The 14,879-nt window shown below is 67.7% G+C and carries 18 protein-coding genes; 6 read left to right on the forward strand and 12 right to left on the reverse strand.

The window, feature by feature from the left end:
• Positions 1-7: 7 nt before the first annotated feature.
• The 6 genes from VLK61_RS28805 to VLK61_RS28830 all read right to left on the reverse strand — a co-directional run bounded on the left by VLK61_RS28805 (position 8) and on the right by VLK61_RS28830 (position 5,105).
• Positions 8-1,588: an ABC transporter substrate-binding protein gene (locus tag VLK61_RS28805; protein ID WP_325426563.1), complete on the reverse strand. Its 1,581-nt coding sequence runs from the start codon at positions 1,586-1,588 to the stop codon at positions 8-10.
• 88 nt (positions 1,589-1,676) lie between these two features.
• A complete protein-coding gene (locus VLK61_RS28810) occupies positions 1,677-2,096 on the reverse strand; it encodes a VOC family protein (RefSeq protein ID WP_325426565.1) in 420 nt (139 codons plus the stop codon).
• 129 nt (positions 2,097-2,225) lie between these two features.
• Entirely contained in the window at positions 2,226-2,651 is a 426-nt protein-coding gene (locus VLK61_RS28815) for a TA system VapC family ribonuclease toxin (RefSeq protein ID WP_325426567.1), read from the reverse strand.
• A complete protein-coding gene (locus VLK61_RS28820; protein WP_325426569.1) occupies positions 2,648-2,908 on the reverse strand; it encodes a hypothetical protein in 261 nt (86 codons plus the stop codon). The genes VLK61_RS28815 and VLK61_RS28820 overlap by 4 nt, the downstream gene beginning before the upstream one ends.
• A gap of 76 nt (positions 2,909-2,984) precedes the next feature.
• The gene (pncB, locus tag VLK61_RS28825) at positions 2,985-4,184 is read right to left on the reverse strand and encodes a nicotinate phosphoribosyltransferase (RefSeq protein WP_325426571.1); all 1,200 of its coding nucleotides are present in this window, start codon (positions 4,182-4,184) and stop codon (positions 2,985-2,987) included.
• 69 nt (positions 4,185-4,253) lie between these two features.
• Positions 4,254-5,105 (reverse strand): hypothetical protein, encoded by an 852-nt coding sequence (locus tag VLK61_RS28830; protein ID WP_325426573.1) that lies wholly within the window; start codon positions 5,103-5,105, stop codon positions 4,254-4,256.
• A gap of 127 nt (positions 5,106-5,232) precedes the next feature.
• On the opposite strand from VLK61_RS28830, the gene VLK61_RS28835 reads away from it, so the two are divergent.
• A complete protein-coding gene (locus VLK61_RS28835; RefSeq protein ID WP_325426575.1) occupies positions 5,233-5,889 on the forward strand; it encodes a TetR/AcrR family transcriptional regulator in 657 nt (218 codons plus the stop codon).
• A 48-nt stretch (positions 5,890-5,937) separates the two neighbouring features.
• Here VLK61_RS28835 and VLK61_RS28840 read toward each other — a convergent pair whose 3' ends face one another.
• The 3 genes from VLK61_RS28840 to VLK61_RS28850 all read right to left on the reverse strand — a co-directional run bounded on the left by VLK61_RS28840 (position 5,938) and on the right by VLK61_RS28850 (position 7,490).
• The gene (locus tag VLK61_RS28840; protein ID WP_325426577.1) at positions 5,938-6,351 is read right to left on the reverse strand and encodes a PIN domain-containing protein; all 414 of its coding nucleotides are present in this window, start codon (positions 6,349-6,351) and stop codon (positions 5,938-5,940) included.
• Positions 6,344-6,571 carry a DUF6364 family protein gene (locus tag VLK61_RS28845; protein WP_325426579.1) on the reverse strand — a complete coding sequence of 76 codons (228 nt, stop codon included), beginning with the start codon at positions 6,569-6,571 and terminating at the stop codon, positions 6,344-6,346. The genes VLK61_RS28840 and VLK61_RS28845 overlap by 8 nt, the downstream gene beginning before the upstream one ends.
• A 127-nt stretch (positions 6,572-6,698) precedes the next feature.
• A complete protein-coding gene (locus tag VLK61_RS28850) occupies positions 6,699-7,490 on the reverse strand; it encodes an exodeoxyribonuclease III (protein WP_325426581.1) in 792 nt (263 codons plus the stop codon).
• 10 nt (positions 7,491-7,500) lie between these two features.
• Between VLK61_RS28850 and pyrE the strand changes: the two genes are divergently transcribed.
• Positions 7,501-8,181: an orotate phosphoribosyltransferase gene (gene pyrE / locus VLK61_RS28855; protein ID WP_325426583.1), complete on the forward strand. Its 681-nt coding sequence runs from the start codon at positions 7,501-7,503 to the stop codon at positions 8,179-8,181.
• Positions 8,182-8,910, forward strand: a complete 729-nt coding sequence (locus tag VLK61_RS28860; protein ID WP_325426585.1) for a DUF4124 domain-containing protein — start codon at positions 8,182-8,184, stop codon at positions 8,908-8,910.
• Here the strand turns inward: VLK61_RS28860 and gatB are convergent.
• Genes gatB through gatC form a run of 3 tightly spaced genes read right to left on the reverse strand, consistent with a single transcriptional unit; the run spans position 8,879 to position 12,104 of the window.
• Positions 8,879-10,330, reverse strand: coding sequence for an Asp-tRNA(Asn)/Glu-tRNA(Gln) amidotransferase subunit GatB (gene gatB, locus VLK61_RS28865; protein WP_325426587.1), 1,452 nt, complete (start codon positions 10,328-10,330; stop codon positions 8,879-8,881). The two genes, VLK61_RS28860 and gatB, sit on opposite strands and share 32 nt — an antisense overlap.
• Entirely contained in the window at positions 10,327-11,808 is a 1,482-nt protein-coding gene (gene gatA / locus VLK61_RS28870) for an Asp-tRNA(Asn)/Glu-tRNA(Gln) amidotransferase subunit GatA (protein WP_325426589.1), read from the reverse strand. Before gatA ends, gatB begins: the two co-directional genes overlap by 4 nt.
• A complete protein-coding gene (gatC, locus tag VLK61_RS28875) occupies positions 11,805-12,104 on the reverse strand; it encodes an Asp-tRNA(Asn)/Glu-tRNA(Gln) amidotransferase subunit GatC (protein ID WP_325426591.1) in 300 nt (99 codons plus the stop codon). Before gatC ends, gatA begins: the two co-directional genes overlap by 4 nt.
• Positions 12,105-12,315: 211 nt before the next feature.
• Between gatC and VLK61_RS28880 the strand changes: the two genes are divergently transcribed.
• The 3 genes from VLK61_RS28880 to mreD are packed head-to-tail and all read left to right on the forward strand — an operon-like array spanning position 12,316 to position 14,873.
• Positions 12,316-13,359, forward strand: a complete 1,044-nt coding sequence (locus VLK61_RS28880) for a rod shape-determining protein (protein ID WP_325426593.1) — start codon at positions 12,316-12,318, stop codon at positions 13,357-13,359.
• 45 nt (positions 13,360-13,404) lie between these two features.
• Positions 13,405-14,355 (forward strand): rod shape-determining protein MreC, encoded by a 951-nt coding sequence (gene mreC, locus VLK61_RS28885; RefSeq protein WP_325426595.1) that lies wholly within the window; start codon positions 13,405-13,407, stop codon positions 14,353-14,355.
• Positions 14,352-14,873 (forward strand): rod shape-determining protein MreD, encoded by a 522-nt coding sequence (gene mreD / locus VLK61_RS28890; RefSeq protein ID WP_325426597.1) that lies wholly within the window; start codon positions 14,352-14,354, stop codon positions 14,871-14,873. Before mreC ends, mreD begins: the two co-directional genes overlap by 4 nt.
• Positions 14,874-14,879 lie beyond the last annotated feature (6 nt).

Below are 14,879 nucleotides of genomic sequence, written 5' to 3' on the forward strand. Positions count from 1 at the left end.
CACCGGCTCACTTCGGCGAAAGCACTACCCACTTGAAGAACATGCGGTTGTCGGCCAACTGGGTGAGTTTGACCTTCTTGTTCATGCCCCAGGCCAAAGCCTGCTGGTGCAGCGGGATGTGGCCGACATCGTCGGCATGCACCTTGAAAGCCTCGCGGATCAGCGCGTTGCGTTGTGTTTCGTCGAGTTCACTCTGGATCTTCAGCGTCAGCTCGTCGAGCTTGGGGTTGCTGTAGGCGCCGAGGTTGAACTGGCCCTGGCCGGCCGCGGTGGGCGTGGCCATCAGGTTGAACAGCGCGTCGTGCGAATCGGTCGTCGACGGTGTCCAGCCCAGCAGGTAGAAGCTGGTGTCGCGGCGCAGGATCTTCGGGAAGTACGTGGCCTTCGATTCGACCTGCAGGTTGATCTTGACGCCGATGCGCGCCAGGCTTGCGGCCACCGCCTGGCAGATCGGCCCGTCGCTGACATAGCGGTCGTTCGGGCAGTTCATCGTCACCTCGAAACCCTGCGGGTAGCCGGCTTCGGCGAGCAGCTTCTTCGCGCTTTCAGTGTCGTAGGGCAGGCGCTTGTTCATGTCCTGCGCGAAGCCGCGCACGCCGGGGCCGACCATCAGCGCGGTGGGCAGCGCCGCGCCGCGCATCACGCGCGAGCGGATCGGCTCGATGTCGATGGCCTGGTAGAAGGCCTGGCGCACGCGCTTGTCCTTGAACGGGTTCTTGCCCTTGACGCTGGACGACAGCAGCTCGTCGCGCTTCTGGTCCATGCCGAGGAAGATGGTGCGCAGCTCGGGGCCTTGCATCACGGTGAAGCCGGCGCTCTTGAGCTTCTCGACGTCCTGCACCGGCACCGGCTCCATCAGGTCGATTTCGCCGGACAGCAGCGCGGCCACGCGCGTGGCGTCATTGCCGATCGGCGTGTACACCACCTCGTCGACGTTGCTCTCGATCTTGTCCCAGTAGCTGCCGTTGCGGACCAGCACGGTGCGCGTGCCGGGCTGGCGCTCGCGCAGTCGGAACGGGCCGGTGCCGTTGGCCTTGAAGCTGGCCTGGTTCTCGATGCCCTTGCGCTTGTCCACCGGTCTTTCGGCGCGATTCTCCTCGCACCACTTCTTGCTGAGGATGTACACCGTGGTCAGCGCCTCGGGCAGGATCGGGTTCGGCGCGCTGGTCTCCAGCTCGACCGTCAAGTCGTCGATCTTGCGCACGTCCTTGATCGACGAGATCGCCGCCTTCAGGTCCGAGCCATCGCCGGCGGCGCGCTTGAAGCTGAACACCACATCGTCGGCCGTGAACGGCGTGCCGTCGTGGAATTTCACGCCCGGCCGCAGGCTGAATCGCCAGACGGTCGGCGCATTGCGCTTCCAGCTCTTGGCCAGCAGGGGCACGATGCCCATGTCCTTGCCGCGGCCGACCAGGGGCTCGTAGAACGACGCGGTGAAGCTCAGCTGCAGCGATTCGTTCAGCGAGTGCGGGTCCATCGACACGGCATCGCCGACGTTGGACACGCGCAGCGTGACGGCCTGCGCGGCGGCGCCCAGCGTCAGCAGCGCGGCTGCGGCGAGCAGCGTGGCGAGTTGGCGAATCTTCATGCGGCAGATCTCCTCGGCGAATGCTCGGCGCCGGTGCGTGCAGGCGACCGGCTGGGGTGGCAAGAGTGCGGCGATTGTGGCGCGCGGATCACCACGAACCGACGTTCTGCATCGAGACCCAGGGTTCGACCGGAGGCCGCGCGCCGCCGGCCTGCAACAGCTCGATCGAGATGTTGTCGGGTGAACGCACGAAGGCCATGCGGCCGTCCCGCGGCGGACGGTTGATGGTCACGCCATGGTCCATCAGCCGCTGGCAGGTGGCGTAGATGTCGTCCACCGCATAGGCCAGGTGGCCGAAGTTGCGGCCGCCGGTGTAGGCCTCGGGGTCCCAGTTGAAGGTCAGCTCGACCTGGGCGGCACTGTCGCCCGGCGCGGCCAGGAACACCAGCGTGTAGCGGCCTTGCGGCACTTCCTTCTGCGAGATCACCTCCAGGCCCAGCGCGTCGCGGTAGAAGCGCAGCGAGGCCTCGAGGTCGGTGATGCGCACCATGGTGTGCAGGTATTTCATCGTCGGGTTCCCCCTTGTGTGGACGGGTGTGGAGCAGCTTGTCTGGACAGGCAAGGGGTCGATCTTGCCGCGGAAAAAATTCAGCCGCAGCCTAGCGTGCCGTGGGTGCGGCCCACGGCCTGGTGCGGACTACTGCAGCCATTCGAAGCCCAGGCCGGCAAAGCGACCGAAGTCACGATCGAAGGAGCCGAGGATGGCGCCGTGCTCGATGGCCAGCGCCGCCAGATGGGCATCGCTGGTCAGGTTGCCGGCAGTGCCTGCGCCGATCAGCAGCCGGCCCAGCAAGGCGGCATGCTTCGCGCCGGGCTCGAGCACGCGCGCGGCGGGATGCGAGAGCCAGCCGTCGACCGCCTGCAGCGCCTGCTCGACCGTCAGCGGACGACTCAGGATGCCGTGGCGCGTGCAGATGCGGATGAAGCCGAGCAGCGCCTGCCAGCTCAGTCCCACGCCACCGCCGTCATCGAAGGCCTCGCCAAGCCAGCGTGACGCAGCCGCTTGCTGGGGCGCGTCGCGGTTGGCCGCGTAGATCAGCACATTCGTATCGGGCAGCTTCATCGACCTTCGCGCAGCCTCGCTGCCAGCACCTGGTCTTCCAGTTCGGCGGCCAAGGCGGTGGCCTTGGTCAGTTCGACCAGCGGCGTGCCCATCGAAAACACCTGCTGGCTAAAAGGCGCGACGGTTTTGGCCCGGCGCGCTGCCAAGCCGGCCCGCAGGCCATCGTTGAGCACCTGCTTGAACGAGGCATCTCGCTCGCGCATGGCCTTCTGTAGCAAGGCCTGGACATCGGGATCCAGCGTGACGGTCGTTCTCATGGCATCAAAGCATCAGTTGCTTGCTGTCATGATGCGCCGCGTCACCCAACGCGTCAAGACTGACTGATTGACTGACTCAGGCTGGGTGGCTGTCCGGCAGCCTGAACACCTGCCGCAGGTAGGCCAGGAAGGTCTGGTCGTCGCAGAGGATCTTGCCGGGGCTGTCCGACAGCTTGGCCACCGGCTGGCCGTTGCAGTGGGTCAGCTTCATCACGATGTGCAGCGTGTGCAGGCCCATGTCGTTGGTGAGATTGGTGCCGATGCCGAAGCCCAGCTGCACGCGGTCGGCGAAATGGCGGTAAAGCGCAAACGCCCGCGGCAGGTCCAGCCCGTCGCTGAACACCAGGCGCTTGGTGTTCGGGTCGATGCGCAGCTTCGCGTAATGCGCCAGCGCCTTTTCGCCCCACAGCACCGGGTCGCCGGAATCGTGGCGCAGGCCGTCGAAGAGCTTGGCGAAGTAGAGGTCGAAGTCGGCCAGGAAGGCGTCCATGCCGACCACATCGGTCAGCGCCACGCCCAGGTCGCCACGGTATTCCTGGACCCAGGATTCGAGCGCGGCCTTCTGGAAGTCGCGCAGCCGCACACCCAGCGCCTGGTAGGTCTGCAGGTACTCGTGGGCCATGGTGCCGATGGGCACCAGGTTCAGGTCGCGCGCCAGCAGCACGTTGGAAGTGCCCTTGAAGTACTCGGGCACCTCGCGCTGCAGGGTGGCCACCACTTCGCGGTGCCAGCTGCCCGAGAAGCGCCGGCGCACGCCGAAATCGAAGAACTCGAAGGGGTTGCGGCGCGCTGGCTCGCGGCCAAAGGCACGCAGCATCTGCACCTTCTCGGCCAGCCGGCGGCGGCCTTCAGCCAGTGCAGCGGCAGCATCGAAACGGCGGAAGTACAACTCGTTGACGATGGCCAGCACATGGATCTCAAAGGCCATCACATGCACTTGCGGGCCGCGGGCGATGATCTCCAGCACGCCGTCGTTGTTGCGCACCTCGATGAAGTCGCGCTGGAACTGGAAGATGCGCAGGAAGTCGACGAAATCGCTCTTGATGAAGCGCAGGCCTTGCAGGTAGCTCAGCTCGTCGTGCGTGAAGCGCAGGCTGCACAGGTGATCGAGTTGCTCGTTGAGCTCGGCGATCAGGTCGGTCAGCGGGTAACTGCCGGCATTGCGGCAGATGAAGACGTACTCGGTCTGCGCCGCCGGGTGCCGATGCAGCATGGCCTGCCACATCGTGAACTTGTAGAGGTCGGTCTCGAGCAGGCTGCGCAGCACGGGTTGCATGGGCGGGCGGGTCGGGGATCAGCGTTGCAGCCGGTGGGCGAGTATAGGAGCCGGGCTGCAGGCGCTCGCTCACCCGGCAGGCCCCGCCAGGCCCCAGGCCACCAGGGCGGCGAACAGCAGCGCATACAGCGCAGCGGCCAGCCACACCACGCCCTGCGCGCGCCGCCCGCCCCGCATGACGGCACCAAAGCCGATCAGCGGCAGAAATTGCGCAGCGTGGATGCCGACGAAGTGCGCCGGCCGCAGGTCGCCGCCGCCGAGGGCCCAGCCCAGCAGCGGCACGGTGGCGCCGCCATCGGGCGGCTGCTGGCTGGAGAGCAGACCGCCGACACCGGCCCCGAACACAAAGCTCAGCAGCAGACCGAGCATCACGGCCTGGCGGTAAGCCACCGGCCGATGGCCGTCCGGGTGACGCAGCAGCTGCCAGGCCAGCATCGGCTGCGTCGCGGCCAGCACGACGGCCCCAATGCCCATCAGCGTGTACATCGTGGCGTGCCAGACATCGCCGACGTTGAAGTGCGAGCCCTGGCCCAGACCGGCCTGCAGCGTGATGTAGGCCAGCTCGAAACTGCCGGCGCCGATCAGCAGCCACACGATCCCTGCGACCGCCCGGCTGCTGCGCCGTTCGGCCGGCAGGTGCCCGATGAACCAGGCCGTGGTCAGCGCCATCAGGCCGATGGACGCGGCGAACTTCATCGGCTTGATCCAGACGTTGGCGCCGCGCAGCAGCCGATCGTCCAGGCCCCAGGCCAGGGCCATCGGCAGCAGCAGCACCAGCAGCAGGGCGCCGTACAGCGCCAGGCGGCGTTCGCGCGACAGCAACTCGGCAGGCCAGGCGCGCAGCGGCAGGAGGGCAAGAGCGCGCGTCGGCTGGCGCGGCGTCAAGGTCAGGTCGGGGGTGAGGGCGGCAAGGCTTGGCATGGGATCTCCGGCGCAGCGATCGCGCTGCAGCGATTCATCTGAACATTGTTCAGATGTGACGCTAAGCTAGAATTTGAACAGTGTCAAGTTCAATCCGCCTGTCGCCGTTCTCCCTCACCCACCGCCCGTGACCAAGCCCACCCGCCCGCCCGCCCCCGCGGCCAGCCCACGCGACGCCTACCACCATGGCGCGCTGCGCGAAGCGCTGATCGAAGGCGCCGAGGCCGTGCTGGCCGAGCGCGGGCTGGAAGGCTTTTCGCTGCGCGAGGTGGCGCGCCGCTCCGGCGTGTCGCCGGCAGCGCCGGCCCACCACTTCGGTGACGCGAAAGGCCTGTTGTCAGCCGTGGCGACACTGGCCTTCGACGGCCTTACCGCGGCGCTGGAGGCCGGCAATGCCCGCGGCGGCGATGACCCGGTGGCGCGGCTGCGCGAGCAGGGCGTGGGCTACGTCGGCTTTGCGATGCGCTACCCGGGCCGCTTCAGCCTGATGTTCCGCTGCGGCCTGCACAAGGACGACGCGCTGGAGCGCAGCGCGCATGCCGCGTTCGAGGTGCTCGAGCGCGGTGTGCGCGATCTTTTCGGCCTGCCGCAGCCGACACCGCTGTCGCCGGCTCAATCGCATGCGTTGCTGGCGATCTGGTCGGTCGTGCACGGTTTCGCGCACCTGGCCTTGTCGGGTCAGTTCGATGCCTTCACCGGGGCCGCCGGGCGCGAAGCCCTGCTGGCCCAGACGCTCGGCCCTTTGCTGGAGCAGCAACTGCTGGCCCTGGCAAAAGTGCCTTGATCGCCAAAGGAGCGCTCGCGGCGAGCACGCGACACCGTTCACCCGTCCTCATGCACCGGCGAACGGGTTCTCGATGCGCACACCGCCCAAGATGGCGCCATGTTGCATGTCCTCGCTCAGCACGCGCTGACAGCCGCTGACGGCGGCGGCCTGGATGATCAGCGCGTCGTAGAAGGACACGCTGCGCAGGACATGCAGGTCCAACGCGCCGGCGATCAGGTCCGCCGAGGTCGCGACCATCTCGAAGCGACGGTAGAAGCCGATCCGCTCGCGGATCAGGTCAGGAGGCAGGTGCAGCTTGCGGACCGCGACGTTCACGTACTCCTGCAGCACCTGGGTGGCCAACACGGCCATTCCTGCGCGGCGCAACTCGGTGATGAGCGCAATGGCACGCTGCTGCTTCACCGGTTCGTCGGCGGCGTCGGCATAGACCAGGACGTTGGTGTCCAGCAGGCTACGCACGGCGATTGGCTTCCTCGCGGTCGAAGTGCCAGCCGTCCAGGCGGCCGGGCGTATCGAGTGCCGACTGCTCGAAGGCGCGCAACTCCGACGCCAGTTGCTCGCTGCCAGCCAGTTGTTCGAGATAGTCCCGAACGGCCTGGTTCAGGCTCTTGCCCAGGGTGGCAGCGGCCGCGCGAGCCTGCTCGGCAATGCGTTCGTCGACGGACAGTGTGATGTTCATGGCAGCGGCCTGGATGCGTGTGCACATATTATGTGCAATTCATCCTCGATGGCAATGGCGACATGGCTATCGCATGCCCCGGGATTCACGCCCGACGGTCCGGCCACCGCCAGGCGAAGCGGGAAGTTCAGAGCTGAAAGTCGTAGTCGACGATCAGCGGCGCGTGATCGGAAAAGCGCTGGTCCAGAAAGATGGCCTCGCGCGTGGCCTTGGCGGCGATGCCGGGCGTGGCCAGGTGGTAATCCAGCCGCCAGCCCACGTTCTTGGCCCAGGCCTGGCCGCGGTTGCTCCACCAGGTGTATTGCTCGGGGTGCGGGTTCAGCGTGCGGAACACGTCCACCAGGCCGGCCTCGTCGAGCAGGCGGGTCATCCAGGCGCGCTCCTCGGGCAGGAAGCCAGAATTCTTCTGGTTGCTGCGCCAGTTTTTCAGGTCGATTTCCTTGTGCGCGATGTTGATGTCGCCGACCAGGATGAACTCGCGGCCCTCGGCCTTCATCGCCAGCAGGTGCGGGTAGACGATGTCGAGGAAGCGGAACTTGGCGGCCTGGCGCTCTTCGCCCGATGAGCCGCTGGGGAAATAGCAGCTGATGATGCTGAGCTTGCGTTGGGGGGCGTCGAAGCGGGCTTCGACATAGCGCCCCTCGGCATCGAACTCGGCGTTGCCCAGGCCGACGATGACCTCGCTGGGCTTCTTGCGCGCGTACAGCCCGACGCCGGAGTAGCCCTTCTTCTCGGCGTAGTGGAAATGGCCCTGCATGCCGGCCAGCTGCTCGAAGCGGCCGGCCACGTCGGCGGCCTGGGCCTTGACCTCCTGCACACCCATACAATCGGCGCCCACTGTTTCCGCCCAGGCGAGCAGGCCCTTGTTGGCCGCGGAGCGGATGCCGTTCAGATTCAGCGTGACAAGACGGAATGCCAAAGTGACCTCAATGCGTTCTGAAGGGGCTGATACCGATGCGCTGGCGCAGGACTTCGTCCGCTTCGCGGTCGATGCCGGTGTGCTGCGCTTCGGTGAGTTCAAGACCAAGGCCGGGCGGCTGTCGCCGTATTTCTTCAACGCCGGCTTGTTCGACGATGGCGCCAAACTCGGGCGCCTGGCGGGATTTTATGCACGGCGCCTGCTCGATTCAGGGCTGGCCTTCGACATGCTTTTCGGCCCGGCCTACAAGGGCATTGCGCTGGCCGCGGCGGTGAGCGTGGAGCTGGCACGGCTGGGCCGCAATGTGCCGTTTGCCTACAACCGCAAGGAAGCGAAAGATCATGGCGAGGGCGGCACGCTGGTCGGCGCACCGGTGACCGGGCGCGTTCTGATCATTGACGACGTCATTTCCGCAGGAACCTCGGTGCGTGAATCGATCCAGATGATCCAGGCGGCCGGCGCCACGCCGGCGGGCGTGGCCATTGCGCTGGACCGCCAGGAGAAGGCCGCCGAAAACGGCGTCGACAGCCCGCTGTCCGCCGTGCAGCAGGTGCGTCAGCAGTGGCAGCTGGAGGTGGTGGCCATTGCAGCGCTGCAGGATCTGCTGCACTACCTGGCGTCGACCCAGGATCCGGCCTTGGCCCCGCACACCCAGCGCGTGGCGGCCTACCGGGACCGCTACGGAGTCTGAATGCCGGCCGTGCTCTTGCATCAACCTGTCGTGAAGCCATGGGCCCTGGGGCTGGCACTGGCCGTGGCTGCTGGCGCCGCCGGGGCGCAGCCGCGGGGGGCCGACAACGCCGCCTCGGCCGCCGGCATCTACACCTGCGTGGACGACAAGGGCAGCAAGCTCACCTCCGACCGGCCGATTCCGGCCTGCGTGGGCAAGGAGCAGCGCGTGCTCAACAAGGACGGCTCGCTGCGCCGCGTGGTGCCGCCAACGCTGACCGCAGATGAGCGCGCCGAGCAGGAAGCCATCGAGCGCCGTGCTGCCGCGGCCCGCGCCGCGCAGGCCGATGCGGTGCGGCGCGATCGCAATCTGATGTCGCGCTTTCCGAACGAAGCCGCGCACCGCAAGGCCCGCGAAGCCGCGCTCGACACCGTGCGCGTGGCCAACAAGGCCACCGAAGCGCGGCAGGTCGAACTGAACGCCGCACGCAAACCGCTGGACGAGGAAGCCGAGTTCTACAAGGGCAAGACCCTGCCGCTGCGGCTGCGCCAGCAGATCGACGCCAACGATGCGGCGGTGGATGCGCAGCGCTCGGCCACGCAGAACCAGGAAGCCGAGATGGTGCGCATCAACCGGCTCTACGACGTCGAACTGGCCCACCTGCGCCAGCTGTGGGCCGGCGCGCAGCCGGGCTCGCTGGGGTCGGTACCGTCCGTGGTCAGCCGAGGCGCTTCTTCAGCAGTTCGTTGACCTGGGCCGGGTTGGCCTTGCCGCGGCTGGCCTTCATGACCTGGCCGACCAGCGCATTGAAGGCCTTGTCCTTGCCGGCGCGGTATTCCTCGACCGACTTCGGGTTCGCGCCGACCACCTCGTCGACGATCTTCTCCAGCGCGCCGCTGTCGTTCATCTGCTTCAGGCCCTTGGCCTCGATCAGCGCATCGACATCCGTTGACTCGCCGCCCCACAGCGCATCGAAGACCTGACGCGCCGCGTTGTTCGAGATCGTGCCGTCGACGATGCGGCGAATCAGCGTGGCCAGCGTGATGGCCGGCACCGGACTCGCGTCGATCTCGCGGCCTTCGGTGTTGAGCCGGCGCGACAGTTCACCCATCAGCCAGTTGGCGACCAGCTTGGGTTCGCCGCAGGCCTGGCGCGCGGCTTCGTAGTAGCGCGCGAAGGGCAAGCTCTGCGTGACCATCGCCGCGTCGTAGGCCGGCAGGCCGTCGTCGCGCTGGAAGCGGGCCGCCATGGCTTCGGGCAGCTCGGGCAACTCGCTGCGCACACGTTCAATCCACTCCGGCGCAATCACCAGCGGGGGCAGGTCCGGGTCCGGGAAGTAGCGGTAGTCGTGCGCGTCTTCCTTGCTGCGCATCGCGCGGGTTTCGCCGGTATCTGGATTGAACAGCACGGTGGCCTGCTCGATGGCCAGGCCATCTTCGATCTGGTCGATCTGCCAGTGGATCTCGAACTCGATCGCTTGCTGCATGAACCGGAACGAGTTCAGGTTCTTGATCTCGCGCCGCGTGCCGAAGGGCGCGCCGGGCCGCCGCACCGAGACATTGGCATCGCAGCGGAAGCTGCCTTCCTGCATGTTGCCGTCGCAGATGCCCAGCCAGGTCACCAGCGCATGCAAGGCCTTGGCGTATTCCACCGCTTCGGCGGCCGAGCGCATGTCCGGCTCGGTGACGATCTCCAGCAGCGGCGTGCCGGCGCGGTTCAGGTCGATGCCGGTCTGGCCCTGGTAGTCCTCGTGCAGGCTTTTTCCCGCGTCTTCTTCGAGGTGCGCGCGGGTCAGGCGCACCGTCTTGCGCTGCTCGCCGAGCAGGAAACTCACCGTGCCCCCCTGCACCACGGGGATCTCGTACTGGCTGATCTGGTAGCCCTTGGGCAGATCGGGGTAGAAGTAGTTCTTGCGCGCGAAGATCGACAGCGGCGCGATCTTCGCGCCCACCGCCAGCCCCAGCCGGATCGCGCGCTCGACCGCAGCGCGGTTCATCACCGGCAGCGTGCCTGGCAGCGCCAGGTCGACCGCGCAGGCCTGCGTGTTCGGTGCGGCGCCGAAAGAGGTGGAGGCGCCGGAGAAGATCTTGCTCTGCGTCGAGAGCTGGGCATGGGTTTCGAGGCCGATGACGACCTCGTAGCCGCGGATCAGGGGGGGTGCGGTGCTCATGTCGGGGAACGGCGATGCCAGTCGGTCGCCTGCTGGAAGGCGTGTGCGGTGTGCAGCAGCTGGCCTTCGGCGAAGTAGTTGCCGATCAGCTGCAGGCCTACCGGCATGTGGTGCTCGCCGAAGCCCGCCGGCAGGCTCATGCCGGGCAGGCCGGCCAAGCTGGCGGGCAGCGTGAAGATGTCGGCCAGGTAGGCCTTGACCGGGTCGTCGCCCTGTTCGCCATGTTTCCATGCAACGCTGGGCGCCACCGGGCCGGCGATGACATCGCAGCCCTGGAAACAGCGCTGGAAGTCGTCGGCGATCATGCGGCGCAGCTTCTGCGCCTGCAGGTAGTAGGCGTCGTAATAGCCGTGGCTCAGCACATAGGTGCCGATCATGATGCGGCGCTTGACCTCGGCGCCGAAGCCTTCGGCACGCGTGCGCTTGTACATGTCCAGCAGGTCGCCGTGCTGCTGCGCGCGGTGGCCGAACTTGACGCCGTCGAAGCGCGACAGGTTCGAGCTGGCCTCGGCCGGCGCGATGATGTAGTACACCGGAATCGACAGCTCGGTGCGCGGCAGGCTGACATCGACCAGCGTGGCGCCGAGCTTCTCCAGCTCGGCCAGCGCGGCGCGCACCGCGGCATTCACGTCGGCGCCCAGGTTGTCGGGGAAGAACTCAGTCGGCAGGCCGATGCGCAGGCCCTGCAGCGGCCGTGCAGCCGTCGCACCGGCACGCGGCAACAGCATCTGCGCATGGAAGTCCTGTGGCGGGCGCTCGGCGCTGGTGGCGTCGCGTTCATCGAAGCCGCTCATCGCCGACAGCAGCAAGGCGCAGTCTTCGGCCGATCGGGCCAGCGGACCGGCCTGGTCCAGGCTCGACGCGAAGGCGATCATGCCGTAGCGTGAACACACGCCATAGGTCGGCTTGATGCCGGTGGTGCCGGTGAAGCTGGCGGGCTGGCGGATCGAGCCGCCGGTGTCGGTGCCTGTGGCCGCGGGCACCAGGCGCGCGGCCACCGCCGCGGCCGAGCCACCGGACGAACCACCGGGCACCCGCGTCGCGTCCCAGGGATTCTTCACCGCGCCGAAGGCCGAGTTCTCGTTGCCCGAGCCCATCGCGAACTCGTCGCAGTTCAGTTTTCCCAGGCTCACGGTGCCGGCGGCCTCGAGCCGTGCCACCACCGTGGCGTCGAAGGGGCTCTGGTAGCGGGCCAGGATCTTCGAGCCGGCCGTCGTCGGCATGCCGCGGGTCACGAAGATGTCCTTGTGCGCCACCGGCACGCCCAGCAGCGGCGAGGCCTCCCCTGCGGCGCGGCGCGCATCGGCGGCCTGGGCCGCCGCCATCGCGCCCTCGCCGTCCACATGCAGGAAGCAGCCCAACGGTGCCTGGCTGTCAATGCGGGCCAGCAGATGTGTCGTCAGTTCGGCGCTGGAGACCTCGCGCGCGGCCAGTGCGCGGCCCAGTTCGGCCACGCCCTTCTCGTGCAGACCACTCATTCGATGACCCTCGGCACCAGGAACAGCCCATCTTCCACGGCCGGCGCGCTGCGCTGGTTGGCTTCGCGCTGATTGCTTTCGGTCACCATGTCGTCGCGCAAGCGCAGCTGCACCTGCTGCACCGCCGACAGCGGCGTGTAAAGCGGCTCGACGCCGCTGGTGTCCACCGCGCCCATTTGTTCGACGATCGAGAAAAAACCGTTCAGCTGCCCGAGCAGCAGCTGCTCTTCAGCGGGAGAGAGGGCAAGCCGCGCCAGATGCGCGATGCGGCTCACGTCGTGGGGTGTCAAGGCCATCGGGAGTTACGTCCTGCAGCGGGTTTCCTGGAGAGGAAACACGAGGGTGATCGGGTATTATCGCCGGCTATCCAGCTGCTGCTGACAGCCTGCAGCCAGCCGGCCCGAATTCCCCCCAACAACCCGCCTGCCGCGCCGTTGACGCCCGTTAGGGGCCCCAAGCGCTGCTGCCGCGCGCCACGTTGCGCGCTGACCGTTTTTCCCGCTCCCCATGTTCGGATCCCTGCGTCGCTACTTCTCCACCGACCTGGCCATCGACCTCGGCACCGCCAACACGCTCATCTACGTGCGTGGCAAAGGCATCGTGCTCGATGAACCCTCGGTTGTTTCCATCCGCCACGAAGGCGGCCCCAACGGCAAGAAGACCATCCAGGCCGTCGGCGCCGAGGCCAAGGCCATGCTCGGCAAGGTGCCCGGCAACATCGAGGCCATCCGGCCGATGAAGGACGGCGTGATCGCCGACTTCACCGTCACCGAGCAGATGCTCAAGCAGTTCATCAAGATGGTCCACCCGCAGTCCATCCTGCGGCCGAGCCCGAGGATCATCATCTGCGTGCCCTGCGGCTCGACGCAGGTGGAACGCCGCGCCATCCGCGAATCGGCGCTGGGCGCCGGCGCCTCGCAGGTCTACTTGATTGAAGAACCCATGGCTGCGGCCATTGGCGCAGGTTTGCCGGTGTCGGAGGCCTCCGGCTCGATGGTCGTCGACATCGGCGGCGGCACCACCGAGGTCGGCGTGATCTCGCTCGGCGGCATGGTCTACAAGGGCAGCGTGCGCGTCGGCGGCGACAAGTTCGACGAAGCCATCATCAACTACATTCGCCGCAACTACGGCATGCTGATCGGCGAGCCCACCGCCGAGAGCATCAAGAAGAGCATCGGCTCGGCCTTCCCCGGCAGCGAAGTCAAGGAGATGGAGGTCAAGGGCCGCAACCTCTCTGAAGGCGTGCCGCGCAGCTTCACGATCTCGTCCAACGAGATCCTCGAAGCGCTGACCGATCCGCTGAACCAGATCGTCTCGAGCGTGAAGAACGCGCTCGAACAAACCCCGCCCGAGCTGGGCGCCGACATCGCCGAGCGCGGCATGATGCTGACCGGCGGTGGCGCGCTGCTGCGCGACCTCGATCGCCTGCTGGCCGAAGAAACCGGCCTGCCGGTGCTGGTGGCCGAAGACCCGCTGACCTGCGTGGTGCGTGGCTGCGGCATGGCGCTGGAGCGCATGGAACGGCTGGGCAGCATCTTCACCTCGGAGTAAGGTCGGGCCTGGCGCCGCGTGCGCCCGGCACACGCGGCGATTGCCATGCCCCTCGGCACCCTGGACCGCACCCCGCCGCCGTTCTTCCGTCAAGGAACACCGGCGCTGACCAAGCTTGCGCTGTGTTCGGCACTGGCGGTGTTCCTGATGGCCGCCGACAGCCGCTTCAAGCTGACCCAGCCGCTGCGCTCGGCGATGGCCACGGTGCTGCTGCCGGTGCAGCGGGGATTGATGGCGCCGGTGCAGCTGACGCAGGCCGGCAGCGACTACCTGCAAGGCCTGAAGCAGGCCCTGGCCGCGCAGAACGAGGTGCGCGCCAAGCTCGCGCGCCAGGCCGAGCGCGCGGAGCGCGCCGAGCAGCTGGCGCTGGAGAACACCCGCCTGCGCGCGCTGCTCGACTTGCGGCCGGCGCTGCAGGTGAAATCGCTGTCCGCCGAGGTGATGTACGAAGCGGCAGATCCGTATTCCCGCAAGGTCTTCATCGACCGCGGCGCGACGCATGGCGTGGCGCTGGGCGCGCCGGTGATCAACGAGGCCGGCGTGCTGGGCCAGGTGACGCGGGTCTATCCGCTGAATGCGGTGGTCACCTTGCTGACCGACAAGGACGCGGCGATCCCGGTGCTCAACAGCCGCTCGCAGGCCCGCAGCGCGGCCTTCGGCGGTGCCGAGGGCGGTGGCCTGGAACTGCGCTTCATGGCCGGCAATGCCGATGTGCAGGTGGGCGACGCGCTGACGACCAGCGGCGTCGACGGTGTCTACCCGGTGGGGCTGGCGGTGGCGCGTGTCGTGCGCGTCGATCGCAAGGTGGATTCGGGCTTTGCGCGCATCCTGCTGGCACCGGCCGCGCCGATCGACGGCGTGCGCCATGTGCTGGTGCTGGAGCCGCTGTCGGCGCAACTGCCGCCGCTGCCGGAACTTGCGCCCGAACCCGTCAAGGGCGGCAAGGGCAAGGGTCGCGATCGCAAGGCCGCGCCGGCCTCGGGAGCCGCGCCATGATCATGCCCCGTGGCTCCGACCAACTGCTGCTGCCGGTCAACCCGCTGTTCATCGGCCTGTCGCTGCTGCTGGCGCTGGCGCTGGAGATGCTGCCGGTGGGCCGACACGCCGCATCGCCCGACCTGCTGGCGCTGGTGCTGGTGTTCTGGATCGTGCACCAGCCGCACCGCGTCGGCGTAGGCCTGGGCTTCGTCTTCGGCCTGGTGATGGACGTGCACGAGAGCGCCGTGCTCGGTCAGCATGCGCTGGCCTACACGCTGCTGGCTTACTTCGCGATCACCATCCACCGCCGGCTGCTGTGGTTCTCGGTGCCGGCGCAGGCGCTGCAGATCCTGCCGCTGTTCTTTGCCGCGCATGGCGTGTCGATGGCGGCGCGGCTGATCGCCGGCGGCATGTTCCCGGGCTGGGCCGTGATGCTGGCGCCGCTGTTCGAGGCCGCGCTGTGGCCGGTGGTGGTGTGGCTGCTGCTCGCGCCGCAACGCCGCGCGCCGGATCCCGACGTGAACCGGCCGCTGTGAGCCTGC

The sequence above is a fragment of the Aquabacterium sp. genome (assembly GCF_035476535.1).
In the GTDB taxonomy this organism is placed as follows: Bacteria; Pseudomonadota; Gammaproteobacteria; order Burkholderiales; family Burkholderiaceae_C; genus Pseudaquabacterium.